At 70.5% G+C, this 20,204-nt stretch carries 22 protein-coding genes; 19 read left to right on the top strand and 3 right to left on the bottom strand.

Going from position 1 to position 20,204, the window contains the following annotated elements:
* The first annotated feature begins 29 nt into the window (after positions 1-29).
* From BJ981_RS06030 to ccsB, 3 genes are read left to right on the top strand one after another with little or no spacing between them, the layout of a single operon-like run.
* Positions 30-761: a cytochrome c biogenesis CcdA family protein gene (locus tag BJ981_RS06030; protein WP_184608813.1), complete on the top strand. Its 732-nt coding sequence runs from the start codon at positions 30-32 to the stop codon at positions 759-761.
* A complete protein-coding gene (gene resB, locus BJ981_RS06025) occupies positions 761-2,350 on the top strand; it encodes a cytochrome c biogenesis protein ResB (RefSeq protein ID WP_184608811.1) in 1,590 nt (529 codons plus the stop codon). Before BJ981_RS06030 ends, resB begins: the two co-directional genes overlap by 1 nt.
* On the top strand, positions 2,340-3,314 hold the full coding sequence (gene ccsB, locus BJ981_RS06020; RefSeq protein WP_184608809.1) for a c-type cytochrome biogenesis protein CcsB: 975 nt from the start codon (positions 2,340-2,342) through the stop codon (positions 3,312-3,314). Before resB ends, ccsB begins: the two co-directional genes overlap by 11 nt.
* 72 nt (positions 3,315-3,386) lie before the next feature.
* On the opposite strand, the gene BJ981_RS06015 is transcribed toward ccsB, so the two are convergent.
* Complete coding sequence (locus BJ981_RS06015) at positions 3,387-3,695, bottom strand: PLDc N-terminal domain-containing protein (protein WP_239139336.1); 309 nt, start codon at positions 3,693-3,695, stop codon at positions 3,387-3,389.
* Positions 3,696-3,817: 122 nt separating this feature from the next.
* Here BJ981_RS06015 and BJ981_RS06010 point away from each other — a divergent pair, with 122 nt between their 5' ends.
* Positions 3,818-4,891, top strand: a complete 1,074-nt coding sequence (locus tag BJ981_RS06010) for a hypothetical protein (protein WP_239139337.1) — start codon at positions 3,818-3,820, stop codon at positions 4,889-4,891.
* Positions 4,892-4,901: 10 nt separating this feature from the next.
* The gene (locus BJ981_RS06005) at positions 4,902-5,150 is read left to right on the top strand and encodes a hypothetical protein (RefSeq protein WP_184608806.1); all 249 of its coding nucleotides are present in this window, start codon (positions 4,902-4,904) and stop codon (positions 5,148-5,150) included.
* A 308-nt stretch (positions 5,151-5,458) separates the two neighbouring features.
* Here the strand turns inward: BJ981_RS06005 and BJ981_RS06000 are convergent, their stop codons facing one another.
* The gene (locus BJ981_RS06000) at positions 5,459-5,698 is read right to left on the bottom strand and encodes a BldC family transcriptional regulator (RefSeq protein WP_184608804.1); all 240 of its coding nucleotides are present in this window, start codon (positions 5,696-5,698) and stop codon (positions 5,459-5,461) included.
* Positions 5,699-5,990: 292 nt separating this feature from the next.
* Between BJ981_RS06000 and BJ981_RS05995 the strand changes: the two genes are divergently transcribed.
* Positions 5,991-6,191, top strand: a complete 201-nt coding sequence (locus BJ981_RS05995) for a DUF4229 domain-containing protein (protein WP_184608803.1) — start codon at positions 5,991-5,993, stop codon at positions 6,189-6,191.
* Here the strand turns inward: BJ981_RS05995 and BJ981_RS05990 are convergent.
* Positions 6,188-7,519: a delta-60 repeat domain-containing protein gene (locus tag BJ981_RS05990; RefSeq protein WP_221314657.1), complete on the bottom strand. Its 1,332-nt coding sequence runs from the start codon at positions 7,517-7,519 to the stop codon at positions 6,188-6,190. The genes BJ981_RS05995 and BJ981_RS05990 overlap by 4 nt on opposite strands.
* Positions 7,520-7,597: 78 nt before the next feature.
* On the opposite strand from BJ981_RS05990, the gene BJ981_RS05985 reads away from it, so the two are divergent.
* From BJ981_RS05985 to nuoK, 13 genes are all read left to right on the top strand, one after another.
* Positions 7,598-8,329, top strand: coding sequence for a demethylmenaquinone methyltransferase (locus BJ981_RS05985; RefSeq protein ID WP_184608801.1), 732 nt, complete (start codon positions 7,598-7,600; stop codon positions 8,327-8,329).
* A gap of 127 nt (positions 8,330-8,456) precedes the next feature.
* A complete protein-coding gene (locus BJ981_RS05980) occupies positions 8,457-9,731 on the top strand; it encodes a geranylgeranyl reductase family protein (protein WP_184608800.1) in 1,275 nt (424 codons plus the stop codon).
* 92 nt (positions 9,732-9,823) lie between these two features.
* The gene (locus BJ981_RS05975) at positions 9,824-10,183 is read left to right on the top strand and encodes an NADH-quinone oxidoreductase subunit A (RefSeq protein WP_036325316.1); all 360 of its coding nucleotides are present in this window, start codon (positions 9,824-9,826) and stop codon (positions 10,181-10,183) included.
* 39 nt (positions 10,184-10,222) lie between these two features.
* On the top strand, positions 10,223-10,774 hold the full coding sequence (locus BJ981_RS05970; RefSeq protein ID WP_114029748.1) for a NuoB/complex I 20 kDa subunit family protein: 552 nt from the start codon (positions 10,223-10,225) through the stop codon (positions 10,772-10,774).
* Complete coding sequence (locus tag BJ981_RS05965) at positions 10,771-11,463, top strand: NADH-quinone oxidoreductase subunit C (RefSeq protein WP_184608798.1); 693 nt, start codon at positions 10,771-10,773, stop codon at positions 11,461-11,463. Before BJ981_RS05970 ends, BJ981_RS05965 begins: the two co-directional genes overlap by 4 nt.
* Complete coding sequence (locus BJ981_RS05960; protein WP_184608796.1) at positions 11,460-12,800, top strand: NADH-quinone oxidoreductase subunit D; 1,341 nt, start codon at positions 11,460-11,462, stop codon at positions 12,798-12,800. The genes BJ981_RS05965 and BJ981_RS05960 overlap by 4 nt, the downstream gene beginning before the upstream one ends.
* On the top strand, positions 12,797-13,474 hold the full coding sequence (nuoE, locus tag BJ981_RS05955; protein WP_204070353.1) for an NADH-quinone oxidoreductase subunit NuoE: 678 nt from the start codon (positions 12,797-12,799) through the stop codon (positions 13,472-13,474). The genes BJ981_RS05960 and nuoE overlap by 4 nt, the downstream gene beginning before the upstream one ends.
* The gene (gene nuoF / locus BJ981_RS05950) at positions 13,471-14,760 is read left to right on the top strand and encodes an NADH-quinone oxidoreductase subunit NuoF (protein ID WP_184608792.1); all 1,290 of its coding nucleotides are present in this window, start codon (positions 13,471-13,473) and stop codon (positions 14,758-14,760) included. Before nuoE ends, nuoF begins: the two co-directional genes overlap by 4 nt.
* Positions 14,757-17,186 carry an NADH-quinone oxidoreductase subunit G gene (locus BJ981_RS05945; RefSeq protein ID WP_184608791.1) on the top strand — a complete coding sequence of 810 codons (2,430 nt, stop codon included), beginning with the start codon at positions 14,757-14,759 and terminating at the stop codon, positions 17,184-17,186. The genes nuoF and BJ981_RS05945 overlap by 4 nt, the downstream gene beginning before the upstream one ends.
* The gene (gene nuoH / locus BJ981_RS05940) at positions 17,183-18,535 is read left to right on the top strand and encodes an NADH-quinone oxidoreductase subunit NuoH (RefSeq protein ID WP_184608784.1); all 1,353 of its coding nucleotides are present in this window, start codon (positions 17,183-17,185) and stop codon (positions 18,533-18,535) included. Before BJ981_RS05945 ends, nuoH begins: the two co-directional genes overlap by 4 nt.
* A complete protein-coding gene (gene nuoI, locus BJ981_RS05935; RefSeq protein WP_184608782.1) occupies positions 18,522-19,037 on the top strand; it encodes an NADH-quinone oxidoreductase subunit NuoI in 516 nt (171 codons plus the stop codon). The genes nuoH and nuoI overlap by 14 nt, the downstream gene beginning before the upstream one ends.
* Positions 19,030-19,863 (top strand): NADH-quinone oxidoreductase subunit J, encoded by an 834-nt coding sequence (locus tag BJ981_RS05930; RefSeq protein WP_184608780.1) that lies wholly within the window; start codon positions 19,030-19,032, stop codon positions 19,861-19,863. Before nuoI ends, BJ981_RS05930 begins: the two co-directional genes overlap by 8 nt.
* Entirely contained in the window at positions 19,860-20,156 is a 297-nt protein-coding gene (gene nuoK, locus BJ981_RS05925) for an NADH-quinone oxidoreductase subunit NuoK (RefSeq protein WP_114029756.1), read from the top strand. The genes BJ981_RS05930 and nuoK overlap by 4 nt, the downstream gene beginning before the upstream one ends.
* Positions 20,157-20,204 lie beyond the last annotated feature (48 nt).

Here is a 20,204-nt window from a genome sequence, read left to right as displayed (position 1 = left end):
CGTCCCCACGCCGCCCGGAGGGCCGCGCGGTGAGCGGCCTCACGACCACCATCGCGGCCGGTTCGCTGCTGGTGGCCCTGCCCGTCGCGCTGGCGGCCGGGCTGGTGTCGTTCCTGTCCCCGTGCGTCCTGCCCCTGGTGCCCGGCTACCTGTCCTACGTCACCGGCATGAGCGGCGACCCCAGGCGTGGCCGCATGATCGCGGGCAGCGCCCTGTTCGTGCTGGGCTTCTCGCTGGTGTTCGTGCTCGGCGGCGCGCTGTTCGGCGGCCTCGGCTCGGCGCTGCACGGCAACGCCGAGGTGATCACCCGGGTGCTGGGCGCGCTGACGATCGTGCTCGGCCTGGCCTTCCTGGGCGTGATCCCGGGCCTGCAGCGCGACGTGCGCATCCACCGCCTGCCCGCGGCGGGCGTCGCGGGCGCGCCCCTGCTCGGCATCGTGTTCGGCCTTGGCTGGACCCCCTGCATCGGCCCCACGCTGTCCGCCGTCCTCGCGCTCTCGCTGGACCAGGCGAGCGCGGTGCGCGGCGCCGCGCTGGCCTTCGCCTACGCGCTCGGGCTCGGCGTGCCGTTCGTGCTGGCCGCGCTGGCCTACCGCAAGGCGATCAGGACGTTCTCGGCGGTGCGCCGCCACTCCCCGCTCATCACCCGCGCCGGCGGCGCCATGCTGGTCCTGGTGGGCGTCCTGCTGGTGACCGGCCTCTGGACGCAGATGATCGCGAGCATGCAGGGCTGGGTCGGCGGATTCGAGCCGGTGATCTGATGTCGCTGACCGAAGAGGTCCGGGCCGACCCGGCGCGCCCCGTGGGTCTCGGGCCCATGGGATGGCTGCGCTGGGGCTGGCGCCTGCTCACCTCGATGCGCACCGCGCTGATCCTGCTGTTCCTGTTCGCGCTCGCCTCGGTGCCCGGCTCGATCTACCCGCAGCGCTCGATCAGCCCCGACAAGGTCGCCCAGTACTTCAAGGACAGCCCCGGCCTGGCCGCCTGGCTGGACCGGCTGTGGCTGTTCGACGTGTTCACCGCGCCGTGGTTCGCGGCCACCTACCTGCTGCTGTTCGTCTCGCTCGCCGGGTGCATCGTCCCGAGGACCACGGCACACCTGCGCGAGCTGCGGCGCAGGCCGCCCGCGGCCCCGCGCAACCTGTCCCGGCTGCCGCAGCACGCCTCCTTCACCGCTCCCGGCGCCACGGTCGAGCGGGTCGCGGCGGAGCTGAGGAGAAGGCGGTTCCGCACCGTCACCGGGCCCGGCTGGGTGTCCGCGGAGAAGGGGTACCTGCGCGAGACCGGCAACCTGCTCTTCCACGTCGCCCTGCTCGGCCTGCTGGTCGCGGTCGGCGTCGGCGCCCTGTTCGGCTACCGCGGCAACGTGCTGCTGGTCGAGGGCAACGGCTTCGCCAACACCGTCGCCGCCTACGACCGGTACATCCCCGGGCAGAGGGTGTCGGCCCAGTCGCTGGAGCCGTTCTCCTTCACCCTGGAGGACTTCCAGGCCACCTACGTCGCGGCGGGGGAGCGGCGCGGGCAGCCGCTCACCTTTTCGGCGCGCCTGAAGGTCACCGACCGCCCCGGCGCGGCCGAACGCCCCTACGACCTGGAGGTCAACGAGCCGCTCGACGTGAACGGCACGCAGACCTACCTGCTCGGCCACGGCTACGCCCCGATGTTCAAGGTGCTCGACGGCAAGGGCCAGGTGGCGTTCGAGGGCCCGGTGCCCTGCCTCACCGCCGACCAGGTGACCTACACCTCCGAGTGCGTGATCAAGGTGCCGGACGCCGAGCCGTCGCAGCTCGGGTTCCTGGTGCGGTTCCTGCCGACCACCGTGCCCGCCGCGGACGGCTCGTGGGTGTCGGTGTTCCCCGGCGCCGCCAACCCCACCGCCCAGGTGTTCGCCTTCTCCGGCGACCTCGGGCTGAAGAGCGGCCAGCCGCAGTCGGTGTACCAGCTCGACACGACGAACCTCAAGCCCCTGGTCATGGGGCTGAAGACCAAGCCACTCGCCGTCGGCGACACGCTGCCGCTGCCCGGAGGCGCCGGCTCGGTCCAGCTCACCGGCGTCCGGGAGTGGATCAGCCTGCAGATCGCCTACGACCCCGGCCGCGGCCCCGCCCTGGTGGCCGCCGCCCTGGCCGTGCTCGGCCTCGTGCTCTCGCTGACCGTGCGCCGCCGCCGGGTGTTCGTCCGGGTCGCCGAGGCCGCCGAAGGCGAGGAGACGACGGTCGAGGCCGGCGGCCTGACCCGCACCGAGGGCGGCGCCGCCTTCGCCGAGGAGTTCTCCACGATCGTCACGTCCCTTCGAGGGACCGAGGCCGGCGAGGCCGCCTCGCGTGAAGGAGCGAACAATGCCCACTGAGATCGACTCCGGACTCGCCGCGCTCAGCGACCAGCTGATCCTGGCGACCGTCCTGCTCTACGTGCTCGCCATGATCGGCTACGCGCTGGACCTCGGCTTCGGCCGGATCAGGGCCGCGACGGCCACGCCGGTCCGCAAGCTGGTCACGGTGGGCGCGGGCGCCGAGGACGCCGGGCACACCGGCCCCGCCGGCGATGGCGGCCCTGACGCCCCTGTCGCCGCGCCGCCCCCCACGACGTCCTGGGTACGGCGCACGGGCGCCATCGCGGTGGCCCTGAGCTGGCTGGGCCTCGCGGCCAACGTCGCCGCCCTCATCACCAGGGGCCTCGCGGTGGGCCGCTGGCCGTGGGCGAACATGTACGAGTTCGTGGTGGCCATCTGCATCGCCGCGGTCGGCGCGTTCCTGGTGATGCAGGCCCGCCAGCCGGTGCGCTTCCTCGGCGCGTTCGTCTGCCTGGCCGCCGCCCTGGTGCTCGGGTTCGCCGTACGTTACCTCCACGTACAGGCCGGCCCTGTCGTTCCGGCACTGAACTCTTACTGGATCGCCATCCATGTGACGGCGGCGATCATCGCCGCGGGTCTGTTCATCGTCGCCGGGGTCGCCGGGATCCTGTTCCTGGCGCGCAAGGACGGCCCGTCGCGGCTGCCCACGAGGGACGTCCTGGAGAGGGTCGCCCACCAGGCCATCGTCATCGCCTTCCCCATCTGGACGTTCGCCGTCATCGCGGGCGCCCTGTGGGCCGACAAGGCGTGGGGACGTTACTGGGGCTGGGACCCCAAGGAGGTCTGGTCGTTCATCACCTGGATCGCCTACGCGGCCTACCTGCACGCGAAGGCGACCGCGGGGTGGCGGGGCAGGGCCGCGACGATCGTCCAGCTCATCGCCTTCGGCTGCCTCGTCTTCAACCTGGTGGGTGTGAACATCTTCCTGTCGGGCCTGCACTCCTACGCGCAGGTGCCGTAGCCGCCCTTGGCGTCCTCCCGTGCCGGTCGCGGACCGGCACGGCGGGGCGGATGTGCTGATTCGCCGCGCGGGTCAGTCGTCCTCGCGGCGGAGGCGACGGTCGAGGTCGCGGAGGAATTCGGGGTCGTCGTCGGGGCCGCGGACCACCGGGGGGCGGTTGACGCTCGGGCGGCCCGTGCGCCGACGCTGTACGGTCTGCTGACTCAACGGACGGCCGAGGAGCAGCCAGAACAGGCCGCCGATCGCGACCAGGAGCACGACGATCAGAACCCACAGCATCTTCGGCAGGTTCCTGACGTCCTCCTCAGGGGTGGTTATCACATCGAACAGGCAGTAGAGCCAGAAGGCCAACAGCGCCAGGCCGAGAAGCACGCTAGGCATGTCCGCAGCGTAAGCCATTCTGCGGTAGATCGTGTCTCCGGGCGGGACCCCAGGGGTCCCCAGAGCCATCTCCGTAGGACATTTCACATGGCTTCCCGCGCGGCCACGTCGTACGGTGGACCGTGACCACGCTCGCGGAACGGGAGAGGTTGCGTGCAGATCTTCGCGCCCGCTCGGGCCCCCAGGCCGTCGCCGTGACCGGGTTCTCCGGCGACAGGGGCCGGCACCGCAGGGCGTCGCGCTGGCGGCAGCGCGGGCCGTACGCCCTCCGGCAAGAGACCTCGCGCGAGGGCGCGCAGGAACCCGCCGACTCCCGCCGTCCCGACGGCTTCGCCGACCTCACGCGGGAGGGCCGGGCGGACCCCCGCCGCCAGGGGCGCGAGGGCCGCGGCGACCACCGGGCCGAGCCGCGCGAGGGCGGGCGCAGGGCCGGGCGCCGCGCCGACTCGTTCTGGGAGGGCGAGCAGCCGCGCGTGGACTCCGCCCAGGCGGTCACCGCGCCGGTCGTGGACCGGCCCCAGTACATCTGGCGGGACTTCGAGCTGGACGACGAGCCGCCCCTGGCCCAGCCGAACTCGCCCGACACCCCCGACCGCGGCGACGGCCTGAAGCACTGCGGGCCGCTGGAGCAGATCCTGTACCGCCAGTGGGACGCGGCCGACGGCCCGCCCTCGCCGGACGCCGTCCGCGCCGTGGACAGCCTGTCCCGGCTGCCGGAGCGCCTCAAAGCGCTTCTGGCGGTCGGACTCGACGGCATCTATGTCGGGGCCGGAGGCGTGCCCGATCTGGACGACATGGGCTATCTGCGGGGCGCGCCGCTGCCCTCGGGCAAGGCGACGTGGGACGTCTGCGCCGGCGCCTACGGCGACCGCAAGATCGTGGTGGGGGACCGGCCGTCCCCGACGCCCGACGTGATGATGCACGAGTCCGGGCACGCGCTGGACGACATCGACGCGGCGCCGGGCGAGTGGGTTTCGGACTCCCCGGAATTCGTGGCCCTCTACGAGGAGTGCACGCCGCTGTTCGCCTCGACGTTCCACCGCCAGCCCGGCGGGCTCGGCCGCAAGGAGTTCTTCGCCGACGCCTTCGCCGCCATCGCCTCGCGGCAGCGCCCGGCCCTGGTGGACATGCTGAACGGCGACACCCGCGCCGCGCTCAATGTCATGCTGTTCTTCAACCGGCGCTACGGAATCTAGGTGAACCGTCATGTACGTCATCCGGCTCGCGGACGGGACCTTGCGGATACCGCAGACCCTGACCAGTGATGACGGACGCCTGATCGGCAACGCCTACGTGGAGATCGGGCCGGGCGACCCCGACTACGACCGGTGGCTGCCGGAGGCCGTCACCGAGGAGCAGGACGCCGAGCGGCGCAGGCGCTGGCGGGAGGGGAACGACGAGCTGGAGCGGGAGTTCCTCGCGTTCAAGGAGTCCCAGGCCGGCCATGACCGCTGAGGGACCGCGCAAGCACCGCCGAGCGGCCGCCGAGGGACGGCCGACGGACCGCTGAGACGCCGGCCGTGGACGGGGGGATCCCGGGCCGGCCGGGCCGCGGGTCGTGGCTCCCCGCGGTGCCGGATCCGGCACCCTGCCGTGTGGGCGTCCTGGCCGACGTTCAATCACATCCGTAAATGCATTTATGACATGACTAAAAAGAACAGTGACCCTGCGGCTTCCAGGAGGCGCGCAGGATCACCGGGTGACGCATCGCGGTGTTGGAGTTCACCGTGCCCGTCGAGGCCCGGCTGGCTCGCACCTGTGGATCAGACACGCGGCGAGTCGCCGCCCGGCCGTTCGGCCGTGAGAACTTCCTCGCCACGCAGGAGAGCGTGCACTTCCGACTCGCGGAAACGCCGGTGCCCTCCGGGGGTGCGGATGCTGCTGATACGGCCTGCCGCTGCCCAGCGCGTCACCGTTTTTGGATCGACCCGGAAGAGGGCGGCAACCTCTCCGGGGGTCAGCAGACGTTCGCTGCTACTCTCCACAATCTCTCCCCCTCGCATCCCGCGTCCCTGAAGCGGGCGGACAGGTATCCAGTTTGCCGAGCAAAATCTGATATATCCGTGATTTACATCGATAGATCACGGGTTGTTATCAGCTGACTGCCCGTTTGTTATATGATAGAGCCTCTTTGGGGCGCTCGTGGGTGTTTCTTTACTTAAGCGCCGTGTTGGGAACACTAGCAGTGCTCGCGCCCGATGCGAAGTGAGCCGGTAAAGCTGCGGGGTCTTAATCGGCGGCCGTGCGGGGGTGCCCTAGACCGCTCCATCGGGCCGGTGGCGTAACCTCGACGTTGTGCGACCGTTTCTCGTCTACACCGCGTCACGGCTCGGCCTGTTCGCCGTCACCCTCGGTGTGCTCTACCTGATCGGCATCCACAACGCGTTCTGGCTGCTGGTGATCAGTTTCGTGATCAGTGGCGTCGCCAGCTACGTGCTGCTGTCCAAGCAGCGTGACGCGGTGAGTGAGCAGATCAGCAAGGGCCGCCGGGCTTAAGGGAGCGGGAACATGCCGACCCGGGCATGGTACTCGTGTCCGAGGTGCGTGGTGTCGCTTCCGACGAGAAGGCCGCCTTTGTGAGCCAGGAACGCTTTGACTCCGATGCCGCGGTCGCGAGTCGGGTTCCATGTGAGGGCTTTGCCGGTGACAGGGTGAATCGCGGCAATGCCCGGCCTCGGCACCGCGCCCGGCCCGGCCGAGTCCGAGCCCCGCGGGTTGTCCAACCAGCGCTGATGCCCCCCGACGTAGACCGCGGCGCCGGTCACCGCCACCGAGTACAGTGAGTCGCCGCCGGTGAAGTTCACCCAAGTGGGCCGGATCACCCGGTCCCGTGAACCCGGTGAAGCCGCGGAACCCGCTGAACCCGCTGAATAGGTCTCGAACCGCGCCGCGGAATCACACAGCTTGGCCGTGCCCTTCGCGCCGCCTGTCGTCACAACGACGAAATACTGCCCGTCGGGTGAGAAATCCAGGCCACGAACGTAAGAGGGAAACGCCTCCTTACACGCGGGGGCGTACGCCTCGGTGTGCCAGGCGGCGACGGACGGGCGGGCCGTCCCGATGTCGATCAGCCCCACCTGGGGACGGCGCAGGCCGTCCAGCGTGGTGAACGAGCCGTCCACCGCCAGACGGTCACGGGTCGCGGCCATCGCGTAGACCTTCGGCGCGCCTCCGCGCCCCCCGCCCGGCGTGACGGTGAAGGAGGGGTCGAGGCCGCCGGTCTCGGCGTCCAGGCGGGCGAGCGCCGGCCGCGAGGCGCCGGACACGCCCTCGAAGTCGCCGCCGACGTACAGCCCCCTGCCCTGGAGCACCAGGCTCAGCACCTCGCCGCCGGTCACCGGCGCGGCGAAGCCCGGCACCGGGGCGCCGTCGGCCACCGACAGCCGCGCGAGGCCGCGGGCCGCGCCGTCCCGGCCGCCGGGCCGCCCGGCCGAGAGGAAGCCGCCCCCGACGTAGACCGTTCCACGCGGGCCCGCCGCCAGCGCGCGCACCGGCCCGTCCACCTCGGGCGAGAAGCGCGGGTCCACCTGCCCGGTCGGCAGGTCGTAGGCGAACAGGTTGGACCTGCGCAGCGCGGCGCCGCCCCGCGCCTCGCGCACCTTGGTGAACTCGCCGCCGACCACGACCGTCCTTCCCACCAGGGCGAAGGCGTTGACGATGCCGTCGAGCACGTGGGGGGTGTGGTCGACGGGGTCGGGGGAGACCACGCGGGGATGCGGAACGGTCCCGGCGCGGGCGGCGGCGCAGGGGAGCAGGGCGATGGCCCCCGCGAGCAGGGAGGCGGCCGCGGCGGCCGGCTTCCGGTTGGGCTTTCGGGTCGGCATTCCCCAAGTCCTAGCAGACACTCGGTGATGAAGCGACTACTTTGGGTGGATGAACGCGTGGCCACTAAGCTTGTCCGCATGACGCGTGCATCCCTGGACAAGCAGCCGCACGAGGTCGCGGCGATGTTCGATCGCACGGCCCGGCGTTACGACTTGGTCAACGATGTCCTATCTCTCGGCCAGGACCGTTTCTGGCGCAGAGCGACCGCCGCCGCCGTCGACGCCGGCCCGGGCGAGCTGGTCCTCGACCTGGCCGCCGGCACCGGCACCTCGTCGGAGACGTTCACCGGCCTCGGGGCGCGCGCGATCGCCTGCGACTTCTCGCTCGGCATGCTGCGCACGGGCGCCGCCCGGCGCGGGAGCTCGGGGCTGGACGCGGGCCCCGGCGGAGTCACCTTCGTCGCCGGGGACGCCCTGCGGCTGCCGTTCGCCGACGACACCTTCGACGTCGCGACCATCTCGTTCGGATTGCGAAACGTCAACGACACGGTCGAGGCGCTGCGGGAGATGCTCCGCGTCACCCGGCCCGGCGGACGGCTCGTGATCTGCGAGTTCTCCCGGCCGACGATCAAGTCGTTCGACCTGGTCTACACGCAGTACCTGATGCGGCTGTTGCCTGTGGTGGCCGGTGTGGCCAGCTCCAATCCCGACTCCTACGAATATCTCGCCGAGTCGATCCGCGCCTGGCCTGACCAGGCCGGCCTGGCCCGGCTGGTGGGCGAGGCGGGGTGGGAACGGGTCGCCTGGCGCAATCTTTCGCTCGGCATCGTGGCACTGCATCGGGCTGTTAAACCAACCATGGGCAAGTAGGTAAGCTCCATCTGACAGCGGGCAGGGAAAAAGGGTTAGACTTCCGCCGACAAGTTTGTGAAGTGGTTCACAAAGGAACGAAGGCCCCGGTCCCCAGGCCCTCGGCACCTAGGACAGGACAGGTCCCGTGAGCGAGTCAACCCCTGCGGCGGACGCCGACGTCATCGTCGTCGGCGCCGGACCCGCGGGTTCGACCACGGCCTTCTACCTCGCGCAGGCCGGCTATGACGTCCTGCTCCTGGAGAAGACCCGGTTCCCGCGCGAGAAGGTGTGCGGGGACGGCCTGACGCCGCGCGCCGTCAAGGAACTGATCGCCATGGGCGTCGACGTCGACGGCCCGGGGTGGATACGCAACAAGGGCCTGCGCGTCGTCGGCGCCGGCATGCGCCTGGAACTGGCCTGGCCCGAGCTGTCCAGCTACCCCGACTTCGGCCTGGTCCGCACGCGCATGGACTTCGACCAGATCCTGGCCTCCAACGCCGAGCGCGGCGGCGTCCGGCTCCTCCAGGGCGTCACCGTCACCGGTCCCGTGCTGGACGCGCGCAGCGGCCACATCACCGGCGTGACCGCCAAGCGGGACGGCGAGTCGTCGACCTACCGCTCCCGCCTGGTCGTGGCGGCCGACGGCAACTCCTCGCGCCTGTCGCTGTCGATGGGCCTGCACAAGCGCGACGACCGCCCGATGGGCGTGGCCGTGCGCACGTACTTCACCAGCCCGCGCCACGACGACGACTGGCTGGAGTCCTGGCTGGAGTTGTGGGACACCGAGCCGGACGGCTCGGCCCGCCTGCTCCCGGGCTACGGCTGGGTGTTCGGCGTCGGCGACGGCACCAGCAACGTCGGGCTCGGTCTGCTCAACACCAGCGAGGCGTTCCAGAACCTCGACTACCGCGACCTGCTGCGCCGGTGGGTCAGGAACATGCCCGCCGAGTGGGAGTTCTCCGACGAGACCATGACCGGCCCCGTGCGCGGCGCGGCGCTGCCGATGGCCTTCAACCGGCAGCCTCACTACACCCAGGGCCTCGTCCTCGTCGGCGACGCCGGCGGCATGATCAACCCCTTCAACGGCGAGGGCATCGCCTACGCCATGGAGACCGGCAGGATCGCGGCCGACGTCATCACGACCGCCCTCTCCGCCGCGACCCCCGCGGGCCGCGAGCGCGTGCTGCGCGCCTACCCCGGGACGCTCAAGGACGCCTACGGCGGCTACTTCACTCTGGGGCGGTTGTTCGTGGAGGCCATCGGCAAGCCGGGCGTGATGGGCTTTCTCACGCGGCACGGCCTGCCACATCCCACTCTGATGCGGTTCGCTCTGAAACTCCTTGCTAATCTCACGGACCGGCGGGGCGATGCGTCAGACCGGATCATCAACGCCCTGTCCAAGGTCACGCCACCGGCATGACACCAGCACCCGGAACGAAGATCGATGATCGCCCTGCCTAGACTCAGCAACCGATTGACCGACGCGCCAGCGCTCAGAGGGGACGCATAGCGATGGAACTGTACGTACCAATCTTGGTGCTCGCGGTCCTCGCGGCGGGATTCGCCGTCTTCTCCGTGGGCATCGCCCCGTTCACCGGACCCAAGCGGTGGAACCGCGCGAAGCTCGACGCCTACGAGTGCGGCATCGAGCCCACTCCGCAGCCCGTCGGCGGCGGCCGGTTCCCGCTGAAGTACATGATCACCGCGATGCTCTTCATCGTGTTCGACATCGAGATCATCTTCCTTTATCCGTGGGCGGTCGCGTTCGACAAGCTCGGGGTCTTCGGACTGGTCGAGATGGTGCTGTTCATCGTCACCGTCCTGGTCGCGTACGCCTACGTGTGGCGCCGCCGCGGCCTGGACTGGGACTGAGAGGCAGCGTGCCGGAGGCGCGCGAGAGGAAGCACTGACATGGGTCTCGAAGAGAAATTGCCGAGCGGGTTCATCCTGTCGACCGTGGAGCAGGCGGCCGGGTGGGCGCGTAAGAACTCGGTGTGGCCGGCGACGTTCGGCCTGGCCTGCTGCGCCATCGAGCTGATGGCCACGGGCGGTCCGAACCACGACCTGGCCAGGTTCGGCATGGAACGCGCGTCGGCCTCCCCCCGCCAGGCCGACCTGATGATCGTGGCCGGCAGGCTCTCGCAGAAGATGGCGCCCGTGCTGCGCCAGATCTACGACCAGATGGCCGAGCCCAAGTGGGTCATCGCCATGGGCGTCTGCGCCTCCAGCGGTGGCATGTTCAACAACTACGCGATCGTGCAGGGCGTGGACCACGTCGTGCCCGTGGACATCTACCTGCCCGGTTGCCCGCCGCGCCCCGAGATGCTCATCGACGCGATCGTCAAGCTGCACGACAAGATCCAGAACATGAAGTTCGGCGCCCACCGCGCCAAGCAGATCGACGAGCTGGAGCTCCAGGCTCTGCGGTCGCTGCCGCTCATCGATCAGGGGACCCCGAAATGAGCACTGGACCCACCAACCCTGACAACCTTCCCGGGGTGCCGGAGGAACCCGTCGCCCGCCACGGCATGTTCGGCGTCCGCGGCTCCGGCGACACCTCCGGTTACGGCCGCCTGGTCGTACGCCGCGCGCCGAAGCCGTCCAGCGCCAGGCCGTACGGCGGCTACTTCGACGACATCGCCGACGCCCTGGAGGCCGCCGCGGGCGAGTCCTTCGCCGGCATGGTCGAGCGCGTCGTCGTCGACCGCGGCGAGTTCACCCTGCACGTGGCGCGCGAGCACGTCCTCGCGGTCATGAGCCACCTGCGGGACGACCCCGCCCTGCGCTTCGAGCTCTCGCTCGGCGTCTCGGGCGTGCACTACCCCGAGGACGAGGGCGCGGAACTGCACGCGGTCTACCACCTGTGCTCGATCACCCACAACCGGCGTGTACGTGTCGAAGTCACCTGTCCCGACTCCGATCCGCACATTCCATCCACGGTTTCGGTCTACCCGACGCACGACTGGCACGAACGCGAGACCTACGACTTCTTCGGGATCGTCTTCGACGGCCACCCCGCCCTGACCCGCATCGAGATGCCGGACGACTGGGAGGGCCACCCCCAGCGCAAGGACTACCCGCTCGGCGGCATCCCGGTGGAGTACCGCGGCGCCACCATCCCCGCGCCGGACCAGAGGAGGTCGTACGCATGACCGCCATCCACGACGAGACCTCGGGCGAGGCGGCCGAGGGACGGGTCTACAACGTCAACGGCCAGGACTGGGACGACGTCGTCGGCGCGGTCGCCGAGTCGGCGGAGGAGCGCCTGGTCGTCAACATGGGCCCCCAGCACCCGTCCACGCACGGCGTGCTCCGGCTCGTGCTCACCCTCGACGGCGAGTCGGTCACCGAGGCCCGCGTCGGCATCGGCTACCTGCACACCGGCATCGAGAAGAACATGGAGTTCCGGACGTGGACCCAAGGGGTCACGTTCGTCACCCGCATGGACTATCTCTCGCCGATCTTCAACGAGACGGCGTACTGCCTCGCGGTCGAGAAGCTCCTCGGCATCACCGACCGGGTGCCCGCCCGCGCGCAGGCCATCCGGGTGATGATGATGGAGCTCAACCGCATCTCCTCGCACCTGGTGGCCATCGCGACCTTCGGCCTCGAACTCGGCGCCACCACGCCGATGCTGTTCGGCTTCCGCGAGCGCGAGATGGTGCTCGACCTGTTCGAGTACATCACCGGCCTGCGCATGAACATGGCCTACGTCCGGCCGGGCGGCGTGTCCGTCGACCTGCCCGCCGGGGCCGTCGACAAGATCGGCGAGTTCCTCAAGGTCATGCCGGGGCGCATCAAGGAGATGCGCAAGCTGCTGGACGAGAACCCGGCCTACACCCGGCGCACCAAGGACGTCGCCTACCTCGACCTCACCGGCTGCATGGCCCTCGGCGTCACCGGCCCCATGCTGCGCGCCGCCGGCCTGCCGTGGGACCTGCGCAAGTCGCAGCCCTACTGCGGCTACGAGACCTACGACTTCGACGTGCCGGTCGAGACCACCTGCGACGTCTACGGCCGCTACCTCGTGCGCGTGGCCGAGATGGAGGAGTCCCTCAAGATCATCGGGCAGTGCCTGGACCGGCTCTCCGGATCCGAGCTCAAGGGCAAGCCCGTCATGATCGAGGACAAGAAGATCGGCTGGCCGTCGCAGCTCGCGCTCGGCCCAGACGGGCTCGGCAACTCGCCCGACCACATCGCCCACATCATGAGCACCTCCATGGAAGCGCTCATCCACCACTTCAAGCTGGTGACCGAGGGCTTCCGGGTCCCCGCCGGGCAGGCGTACGTCGCGGTGGAGTCGCCGCGCGGCGAGCTCGGCGCCCACGTGGTGAGCGACGGCGGCACGCGCCCCTACCGCGTGCACTTCCGCGACCCGTCGTTCACGAACCTGCAGGCGGTGCCCGCCACGTGCGAAGGCGGCATGGTCGCCGACGTGATCGCCGCGGTCGCATCGATCGACCCGGTCATGGGAGGTGTGGACCGGTGACGACATTCTCGCCGGAAGTCCGCGAGCGTCTCGAACGCGACGCCAAGGAGATCATCGGCCGTTACCCGAAGAGCCGCTCGGCGCTGCTGCCGCTGCTCCACCTGGTGCAGTCGGAGGAGGGCTACGTCTCCGACGCCGGGCACGAGTTCTGCGCCGAGATGCTCGGCCTCAGCAAGGCCGAGGTCGTGGGCGTGTCCACGTTCTACACGATGTACAAGCGCAGGCCCGCGGGCGAGTATCACGTCGGCGTGTGCATCAACGCGCTGTGCGCGATCATGGGCGGCGACCAGATCTGGGAGGAGCTCAGCGAGCACGTCGGCGCCGGCAACGGCGACACCACCGCCGACGGCAAGATCTCGCTGGAGCGCCTGGAGTGCAACGCGGCCTGCGACTTCGCGCCGGTCATGATGGTCAACTGGGAGTTCTTCGACAACCAGACCCCCGAGTCCGCCAAGCGGCTCGTCGACGACCTGCGCGCCGGCAAGGAGATCGCCCCCACGCGCGGCCCCGGCCGCCTGTGCACCTTCAAGGAGGCCTCGCGCGTGCTCGCCGGCCTGCCCGACGGCCAGGCGGGCGACGGCCCCACGGCCGCCGGCGCCTCCCTTGAGGGACTCAAGCTCGCCAAGGCGAACGGCTGGACCGCCCCCGCGCCCTCGAAGGGGGCCACCGAATGAGCACCACCCTGACGCCGGTCCTCACGGCCAACTGGGACCGCGCCGACGCCTTCACCGTCGACGGCTACGGCCCGTACGAGTCCGCCAAGAAGGCCGTCGGCATGGACCCCGACGCCATCATCAAGGCCGTCAAGGACTCGGGCCTGCGCGGGCGCGGCGGCGCCGGCTTCCCGACCGGCATGAAGTGGGGCTTCATCCCCCAGGGCGACGGCAAGGCGCACTACCTGGTCGTCAACGCCGACGAGTCCGAGCCGGGGACCTGCAAGGACATCCCGCTCATGATGGCCAACCCCCACGCGCTGGTGGAAGGCGTCATCATCACGGCGTACGCGATCCGCGCCAGCCACGCCTTCATCTACGTGCGGGGCGAGGTGCTGCACGTCATCCGCCGGGTGCAGGCGGCCGTCCGGGAGGCCTACGAGAAGGGCTACCTGGGCGCCGACATCTTCGGCTCCGGCTACGACCTCGACGTGGTCGTGCACAGCGGCGCCGGCGCCTACATCTGCGGCGAGGAGACGGCGCTGCTGGACTCGCTGGAGGGCTACAGAGGTCAACCTCGCCTCAAGCCTCCCTTCCCCGCCGTGGCGGGCCTGTACGCGTGTCCCACCGTCGTGAACAACGTCGAATCGATCGCCAGCGTTCCCAGCATCATCGCCAACGGCGCCGACTGGTTCGCCGCGATGGGCACCGAGAAGTCCAAGGGCTTCGGCATCTTCTCGCTGAGCGGCCACGTCACCCGCCCCGGGCAGTACGAGGCCCCCCTCGGCATCACCCTGCGCGAGCTGCTCGACATGGCGGGCGGCATCCGCGCCGGGCACCGCCTGAAGTTCTGGACGCCCGGCGGCTCCTCGACGCCGATCTTCACCGACGAGCACCTGGACGTCCCGCTCGACTTCGAGTCGGTCGGCGCCAAGGGCTCCATGCTCGGCACCCGCGCGCTGCAGATCTTCGACGAGACCACCTGCGTCGTCCGGGCCGTCCTGCGCTGGACCGAGTTCTACGCCCACGAGTCCTGCGGCAAGTGCACCCCCTGCCGCGAGGGCACCTACTGGCTCAAGCAGGTGCTCAGGCGGCTGGAGAAGGGACAGGGCACCGAGGACGATCTCGCCACGATCACCGACATCGCGGACAACATCCTCGGCCGGTCGTTCTGCGCGCTCGGCGACGGCGCCACCAGCCCCATCCATTCGTCGGTGAAGCACTTCCGCGACGAGTACCTCAAGCACTTCGAGATCGGCGGCTGCCCGTTCGATCACGCCGCGTCAACTGTGTGGGGTAAGGCATGACAGTACAGACACCCTCGGCGGGATCGGTCGATCAGCCGGTCGACATGGTCACCCTCACCATTGACGGCTTCCAGGTCAGCGTCCCGAAGGGAACGCTGATCATCCGGGCGGCCGAGATGCTGGGCGTCCAGATCCCGAGGTTCTGCGACCACCCGCTGCTCGCGCCGGCCGCCAACTGCCGTCAGTGCCTGGTGGAGATCACCGACGCCGGCAACGGCAGGGGCTTCCCGAAGCCGCAGCCGTCGTGCGCCATCGAGGTCGCCGACGGCATGGTCGTGCAGACGCAGCTCACCTCGCCGGTCGCCGAGAAGGCCCAGCGCGGGGTCATGGAGATGCTGCTGCTCAACCACCCGCTGGACTGTCCGGTCTGCGACAAGGGCGGCGAGTGCCCTCTGCAGAACCAGGCCATGTCCAACGGCCAGGGGGAGTCCCGGTTCGAGGAGGCCAAGCGTACCTTCGAGAAGCCGATCGCGCTGTCCAGCGAGGTGCTGCTCGACCGCGAGCGCTGCGTCCAGTGCGCCCGCTGCATCCGCTTCTCCGATGAGATCGCCGGCGACCCGCTGATCGACTTCTTCGAGCGCGGCGCCGCCGAGCAGGTCGGCGTCGCCGACGGCGAGCCGCTGCAGTCCTACTACTCGGGCAACACCGTCCAGATCTGCCCGGTCGGCGCGCTCACCGGCGCCGCCTACCGCTTCCGCGCCCGGCCGTTCGACCTGGTCTCCACCCCGAGCGCCTGTGAGCACTGCGCCAGCGGCTGCGCCCTGCGCACCGACCACCGGCGCGGCAAGGTCACCCGCCGCCTCGCCGGCGACGACCCGCAGGTCAACGAGGAGTGGAACTGCGACAAGGGCCGCTGGGCCTTCTCCTACGCCACCCAGCCCGACCGTCTGCGCACCCCGCTGGTCCGCGACGAGGAGGGCTACCTGCGGCCGGCGTCCTGGCCCGAGGCCCTCACCGCCGCCGCCGAGGGGCTCGCGCGGGCGCGCGGCAGGGCCGGCGTGCTGGTCGGCGGCCGGGTGACCGTGGAGGACGCCTACGCCTACTCCAAGTTCGCCCGCACCGCCCTGGCCACCAACGACATCGACTTCCGCGCCCGCCCCGCCTCCGAGGAGGAGGCCGCCTTCCTGGCCCACGCCGTCGCCGGCAAGGGCATCGAGGTCTCCTACGCCGACCTGGAGAAGGCTCCCGCCGTGCTCCTGGCCGGGTTCGAGCCCGAGGAGGAGTCGCCGATCGTCTTCCTGCGCCTGCGCAAGGCGTGGCGCAAGCACGGTCTGCGGGTCTTCTCGCTGGCCCCGTTCGCCACGCCGAGCCTCGCCAAGATGGGCGGCACGCTGCTGCGCACGCTGCCCGGCGCGGAGGCCGAGGCCCTCGGCGACCTGGTCTCCGGCGCGACCCCCGCGGCCGAGGCGCTGCGGCTGCCCGGCGCGGTCATCCTCGTGGGCGAGCGCCTCGCCACCTCGCGCGGCGCCCTGTCCGCCGTCCTCCGGCTGGCCGCCGGCTCCGGCGCCCGGCTCGCCTGGGTGCCCCGCAGGGCCGGCGAGCGCGGCGCGGTCGAGGCCGGCGCCCTGCCGAACCTGCTGCCGATCGGGCGCCCCGCCGCGGACGCCACGGCCCGCGCCGAGGTCGCCCGCGTCTGGAACGTCTCGGGCCTGCCCGAGGCCGCCGGGCGCGACACCTCCGGCATCCTGGCCGCGGCCCTGGACGGCGAGCTGGAGGCGCTGGTCGTCGGCGGCGTGGACCCCTACGACCTGCCCGACCCCGAGGCCGCGCTCGCGGCCCTGGAGAACACCCCGTTCATCGTCTCGCTGGAGATGCGGGCCGGCGCCGTCACCGACCGCGCCGACGTCGTGCTGCCCATCGCCGCCACGTCGGAGAAGGGCGGCACGTTCGTCGACTGGGAGGGCCGCGGCCGCTCGTTCGAGCGGGCCATCGAGGTCCCCGGCGTGCTGAGCGACCTGCGCGCGATCGCCGCCATCGCCGACCACATGGACGTGCACCTCGGCCTGCCCGACCCCGCCGCCGCCCGGCGCGAGCTCGCCGCGCTCGGCGCCTGGCGCGGGCCCCGGCCGAACGGGCCCGCCGTCACCGGCGGCACGGCGCGCGCCCCGCGCGCCGGCGAGGCCCTGCTGGCGACCTGGCGCCTGCTGCTCGACTCCGGCCGCATGCAGGACGGCGAACCGTTCCTGGCCGGGACGGCACGCGCGGTGGAAGCGCTGGTGTCGGAGTCCACGGCGGCCGAGATCGGAGCCCTCGACGGCGGTAAGGTCACCATCACCACGGAGGGCGGCTCGGTCACGCTGCCCGTCCGGGTGGCCGACCTTCCCGACCGCGTGGTCTGGGTGCCGGCGCACTCGGCGGGCTGCTCGGTCACCCGTGACCTGCGGGCCGTGGCCGGCGACGTCGTCAAGATCGGGAGCGAGTCATGAGAGCTCTTCTCGCCGACCCGGCGGGGCCGACCCTCGCCGACTTCGGCAAGGATCCCTTGTGGATCTCCATCATCAAGGCCGTGTTCATCTTCGTCTTCCTGATGCTCGGCGTGCTGTTCGGCGTGTGGACCGAGCGCAAGCTCATCTCGCGCATGCAGCACCGCTACGGCCCCAACCGCGCGGGCAAGTTCGGCCTGCTGCAGTCGGTGGCCGACGGCCTGAAGATGGGGCTCAAGGAGGACATCCTCCCGCGGACGGTCGACAAGGTCGTCTACATCCTCGCCCCGGTCATCATCGCGGTGCCGGCCTTCCTGTCGTACTCGATCATCCCGTTCGGGCCGGTCGTGTCGATGTTCGGCCACCGCACGCCCCTCCAGCTCACCGACCTCCCGGTCGCGGTGCTGGTGGTGCTGGCGATGGCCTCGATCGGCGTGTACGGCGTCGTGCTCGCCGGCTGGGGCTCGCGCTCGCCGTACGCGGTGCTGGGCGGCCTGCGCTCCACGGCCCAGGTGATCTCCTACGAGATCGCCATGGGCCTGTCGTTCGTGGCGGTGTTCCTGTTCGCGGGCACGCTGTCCACGTCCGAGATCGTCGCCAAGCAGGCCTCCGGCGCGACCTGGCACCTCGGCTCGCTCGACATCCCGCTGCCGTCCTGGTACGCGATCCTGCTGATCCCGTCGTTCCTGATCTACGTGATCACGATGCTCGGCGAGACCAACCGCGTGCCGTTCGACCTCCCTGAGGGCGAGGGCGAGCTGGTCGGCGGCTTCCACACCGAGTACTCCTCGTCGCTGAAGTTCGCGATGTTCATGCTGGCCGAGTACGTCAACATCTTCACCGTCTCGGGCCTGTGCATCACCCTGTTCCTCGGCGGCTGGCGCGCGCCGTGGCCGATCTCGCTGTGGGACGGCGCCAACGCCGGCTGGTGGCCGATGCTGTGGTTCTTCCTCAAGCTCGTGCTGGTGTTCGGGTTCTTCGTCTGGGTGCGGGCCTCGCTGCCACGTATCCGCTACGACCAGCTCATGGCGTTCGGCTGGAAGATCCTCATCCCGCTCAACCTGGGATGGATCCTCGTGGTCGCCACCGTGCGGGCCACCCAGATCGAGGGCGCGAACAAGACGCTCGTGATGGTGATCGCGGCGCTCGTCGTCGTCGGCTGCCTCGCGATCTACTTCCGCTTCGACACGGTCGCCCAGCGTCGCAGAGAGGCCAGGGCCGCCGAGGCCCAGGCCGAGTTCGAGCGGCTCCGCGACGAGCCCACGGCGGGCGGGTTCCCCGTCCCGGCGCTGGACCTGCCGCACTACCACGGCGTCAACGGACGCAAGGAGGTCCCCAGTGGGACTAACTGATTTCCTGAACCCCGTGAAGGGGTTCGGCGTCACCTTCCACCACATGTTCAAGAAGCCGGTGACGACGAACTACCCCGAGGAGAAGCGGCCGACCGCGCCGCGCTTCCACGGGCGTCACCAGCTGAACCGCTGGCCGGACGGTCTGGAGAAGTGCGTCGGGTGCGAGCTGTGCGCCTGGGCGTGCCCGGCGGACGCGATCTACGTGGAGGGCGCCGACAACACCGAGGAGGAGCGGTACTCCCCGGGTGAGCGGTACGGCAGGACGTACCAGATCAACTACCTGCGGTGCATCCTGTGCGGCCTGTGCATCGAGGCGTGCCCCACGCGCGCGCTCACGATGACCAACGAGTACGAGCTCGCGGACGCGAGCCGCGAGAGCCTCATCTACACCAAGGAGATGCTGCTCGCGCCGCTCGGCCCCGGCATGGAGGTGCCGCCGCACCCGATGCGGCTCGGCGACACCGAAGAGGACTACTACCGGTTGGGCCGTAGCAATGGGTGAGACCATCACGTTCTGGGTGCTGGCGGTCGTCTCGGTGGCCGCGGCGTTCGGACTCGTCTTCAGCCGCAAGGCGGTGTACTCCGCGCTCATGCTGGGCGTGGTGATGCTCTCGCTGGCGGTTCTCTACGCCGTGCAGGACGCCCCGTTCCTCGCCGTGGTGCAGATCATCGTCTACACCGGCGCGGTCATGATGCTCTTCCTGTTCGTGCTCATGCTGGTCGGCGTCGACTCCTCCGACTCACTGGTAGAGACGATCAAGGGCCAGCGGTTCTGGGCCATCGTCGCGGGCCTCGGCTTCGCCGTCCTGCTGGCGGCGGGCATCGGCAACGCGGTGATCGGCCAGCCCGCGGGCCTGTCCGGGGCCGTCCAGGCCGAGGGCGGCAACGTCCCCACCCTGGCGACGCTGATCTTCACGCGGTACGTCTTCGCGTTCGAGGTCACCTCCGCGCTGCTCATCACCGCCGCGCTCGGCGCGATGGTGCTGGCGCACCGCGAGCGCACCGCGCCCAAGCCCACCCAGAAGGACCTGGCCCGCGCGCGGTTCCTCGGTGACCACCCGACCCCGCTGCCCGGACCCGGCACCTACGCCCGGCACAACGCCATCGACATGCCGGCGCTGCTGCCCGACGGGTCGGTCTCGGAGCTGTCGGTCAACCGTTACATCGCCCGCTACGACGTCGAGCGCGGCCGCCTGCCGGAGAACCCCCGGCTCGCCCAGGCGCTCAAGAACGTCGCCAAGGGCCCTGGCACCGAGCAGCCCAAGGTCGTCCAGGCCGTCGCCGAGGAGCCGGAGGGCCGCGCCCCCGCCGAGGAGGAAGGCAAGTGACCACCCACTACCTCGTGCTCTCCGCGCTGCTGTTCGCCATCGGGGCGGTCGGCGTGCTGGTGCGCCGCAACGCCATCGTGGTGTTCATGTGCGTGGAGCTCATGCTCAACGCCTGCAACCTGGCTTTCGTCACCTTCGCCCGCCAGCACGGCAACCTCCAGGGCCAGATCATCGCGTTCTTCGTGATGATCGTGGCCGCCGCGGAGGTCGTCGTCGGTCTGGCGATCATCGTGACGATCTTCCGAACCCGCAGGTCCGCGTCGGTGGACGACGCCAACCTGCTGAAGTACTAAGAGGTCGCCGTGGAAACCGCTGCCAAGATCGTCCAGCACTCGGGCGGA

It is taken from the genome of Sphaerisporangium krabiense (genome assembly GCF_014200435.1).
Taxonomy (GTDB): Bacteria; Actinomycetota; Actinomycetes; order Streptosporangiales; family Streptosporangiaceae; genus Sphaerisporangium; species Sphaerisporangium krabiense.
Note: the sequence above shows the minus strand (reverse complement) of the source record. Positions and strands in the feature narration are given on the sequence as shown.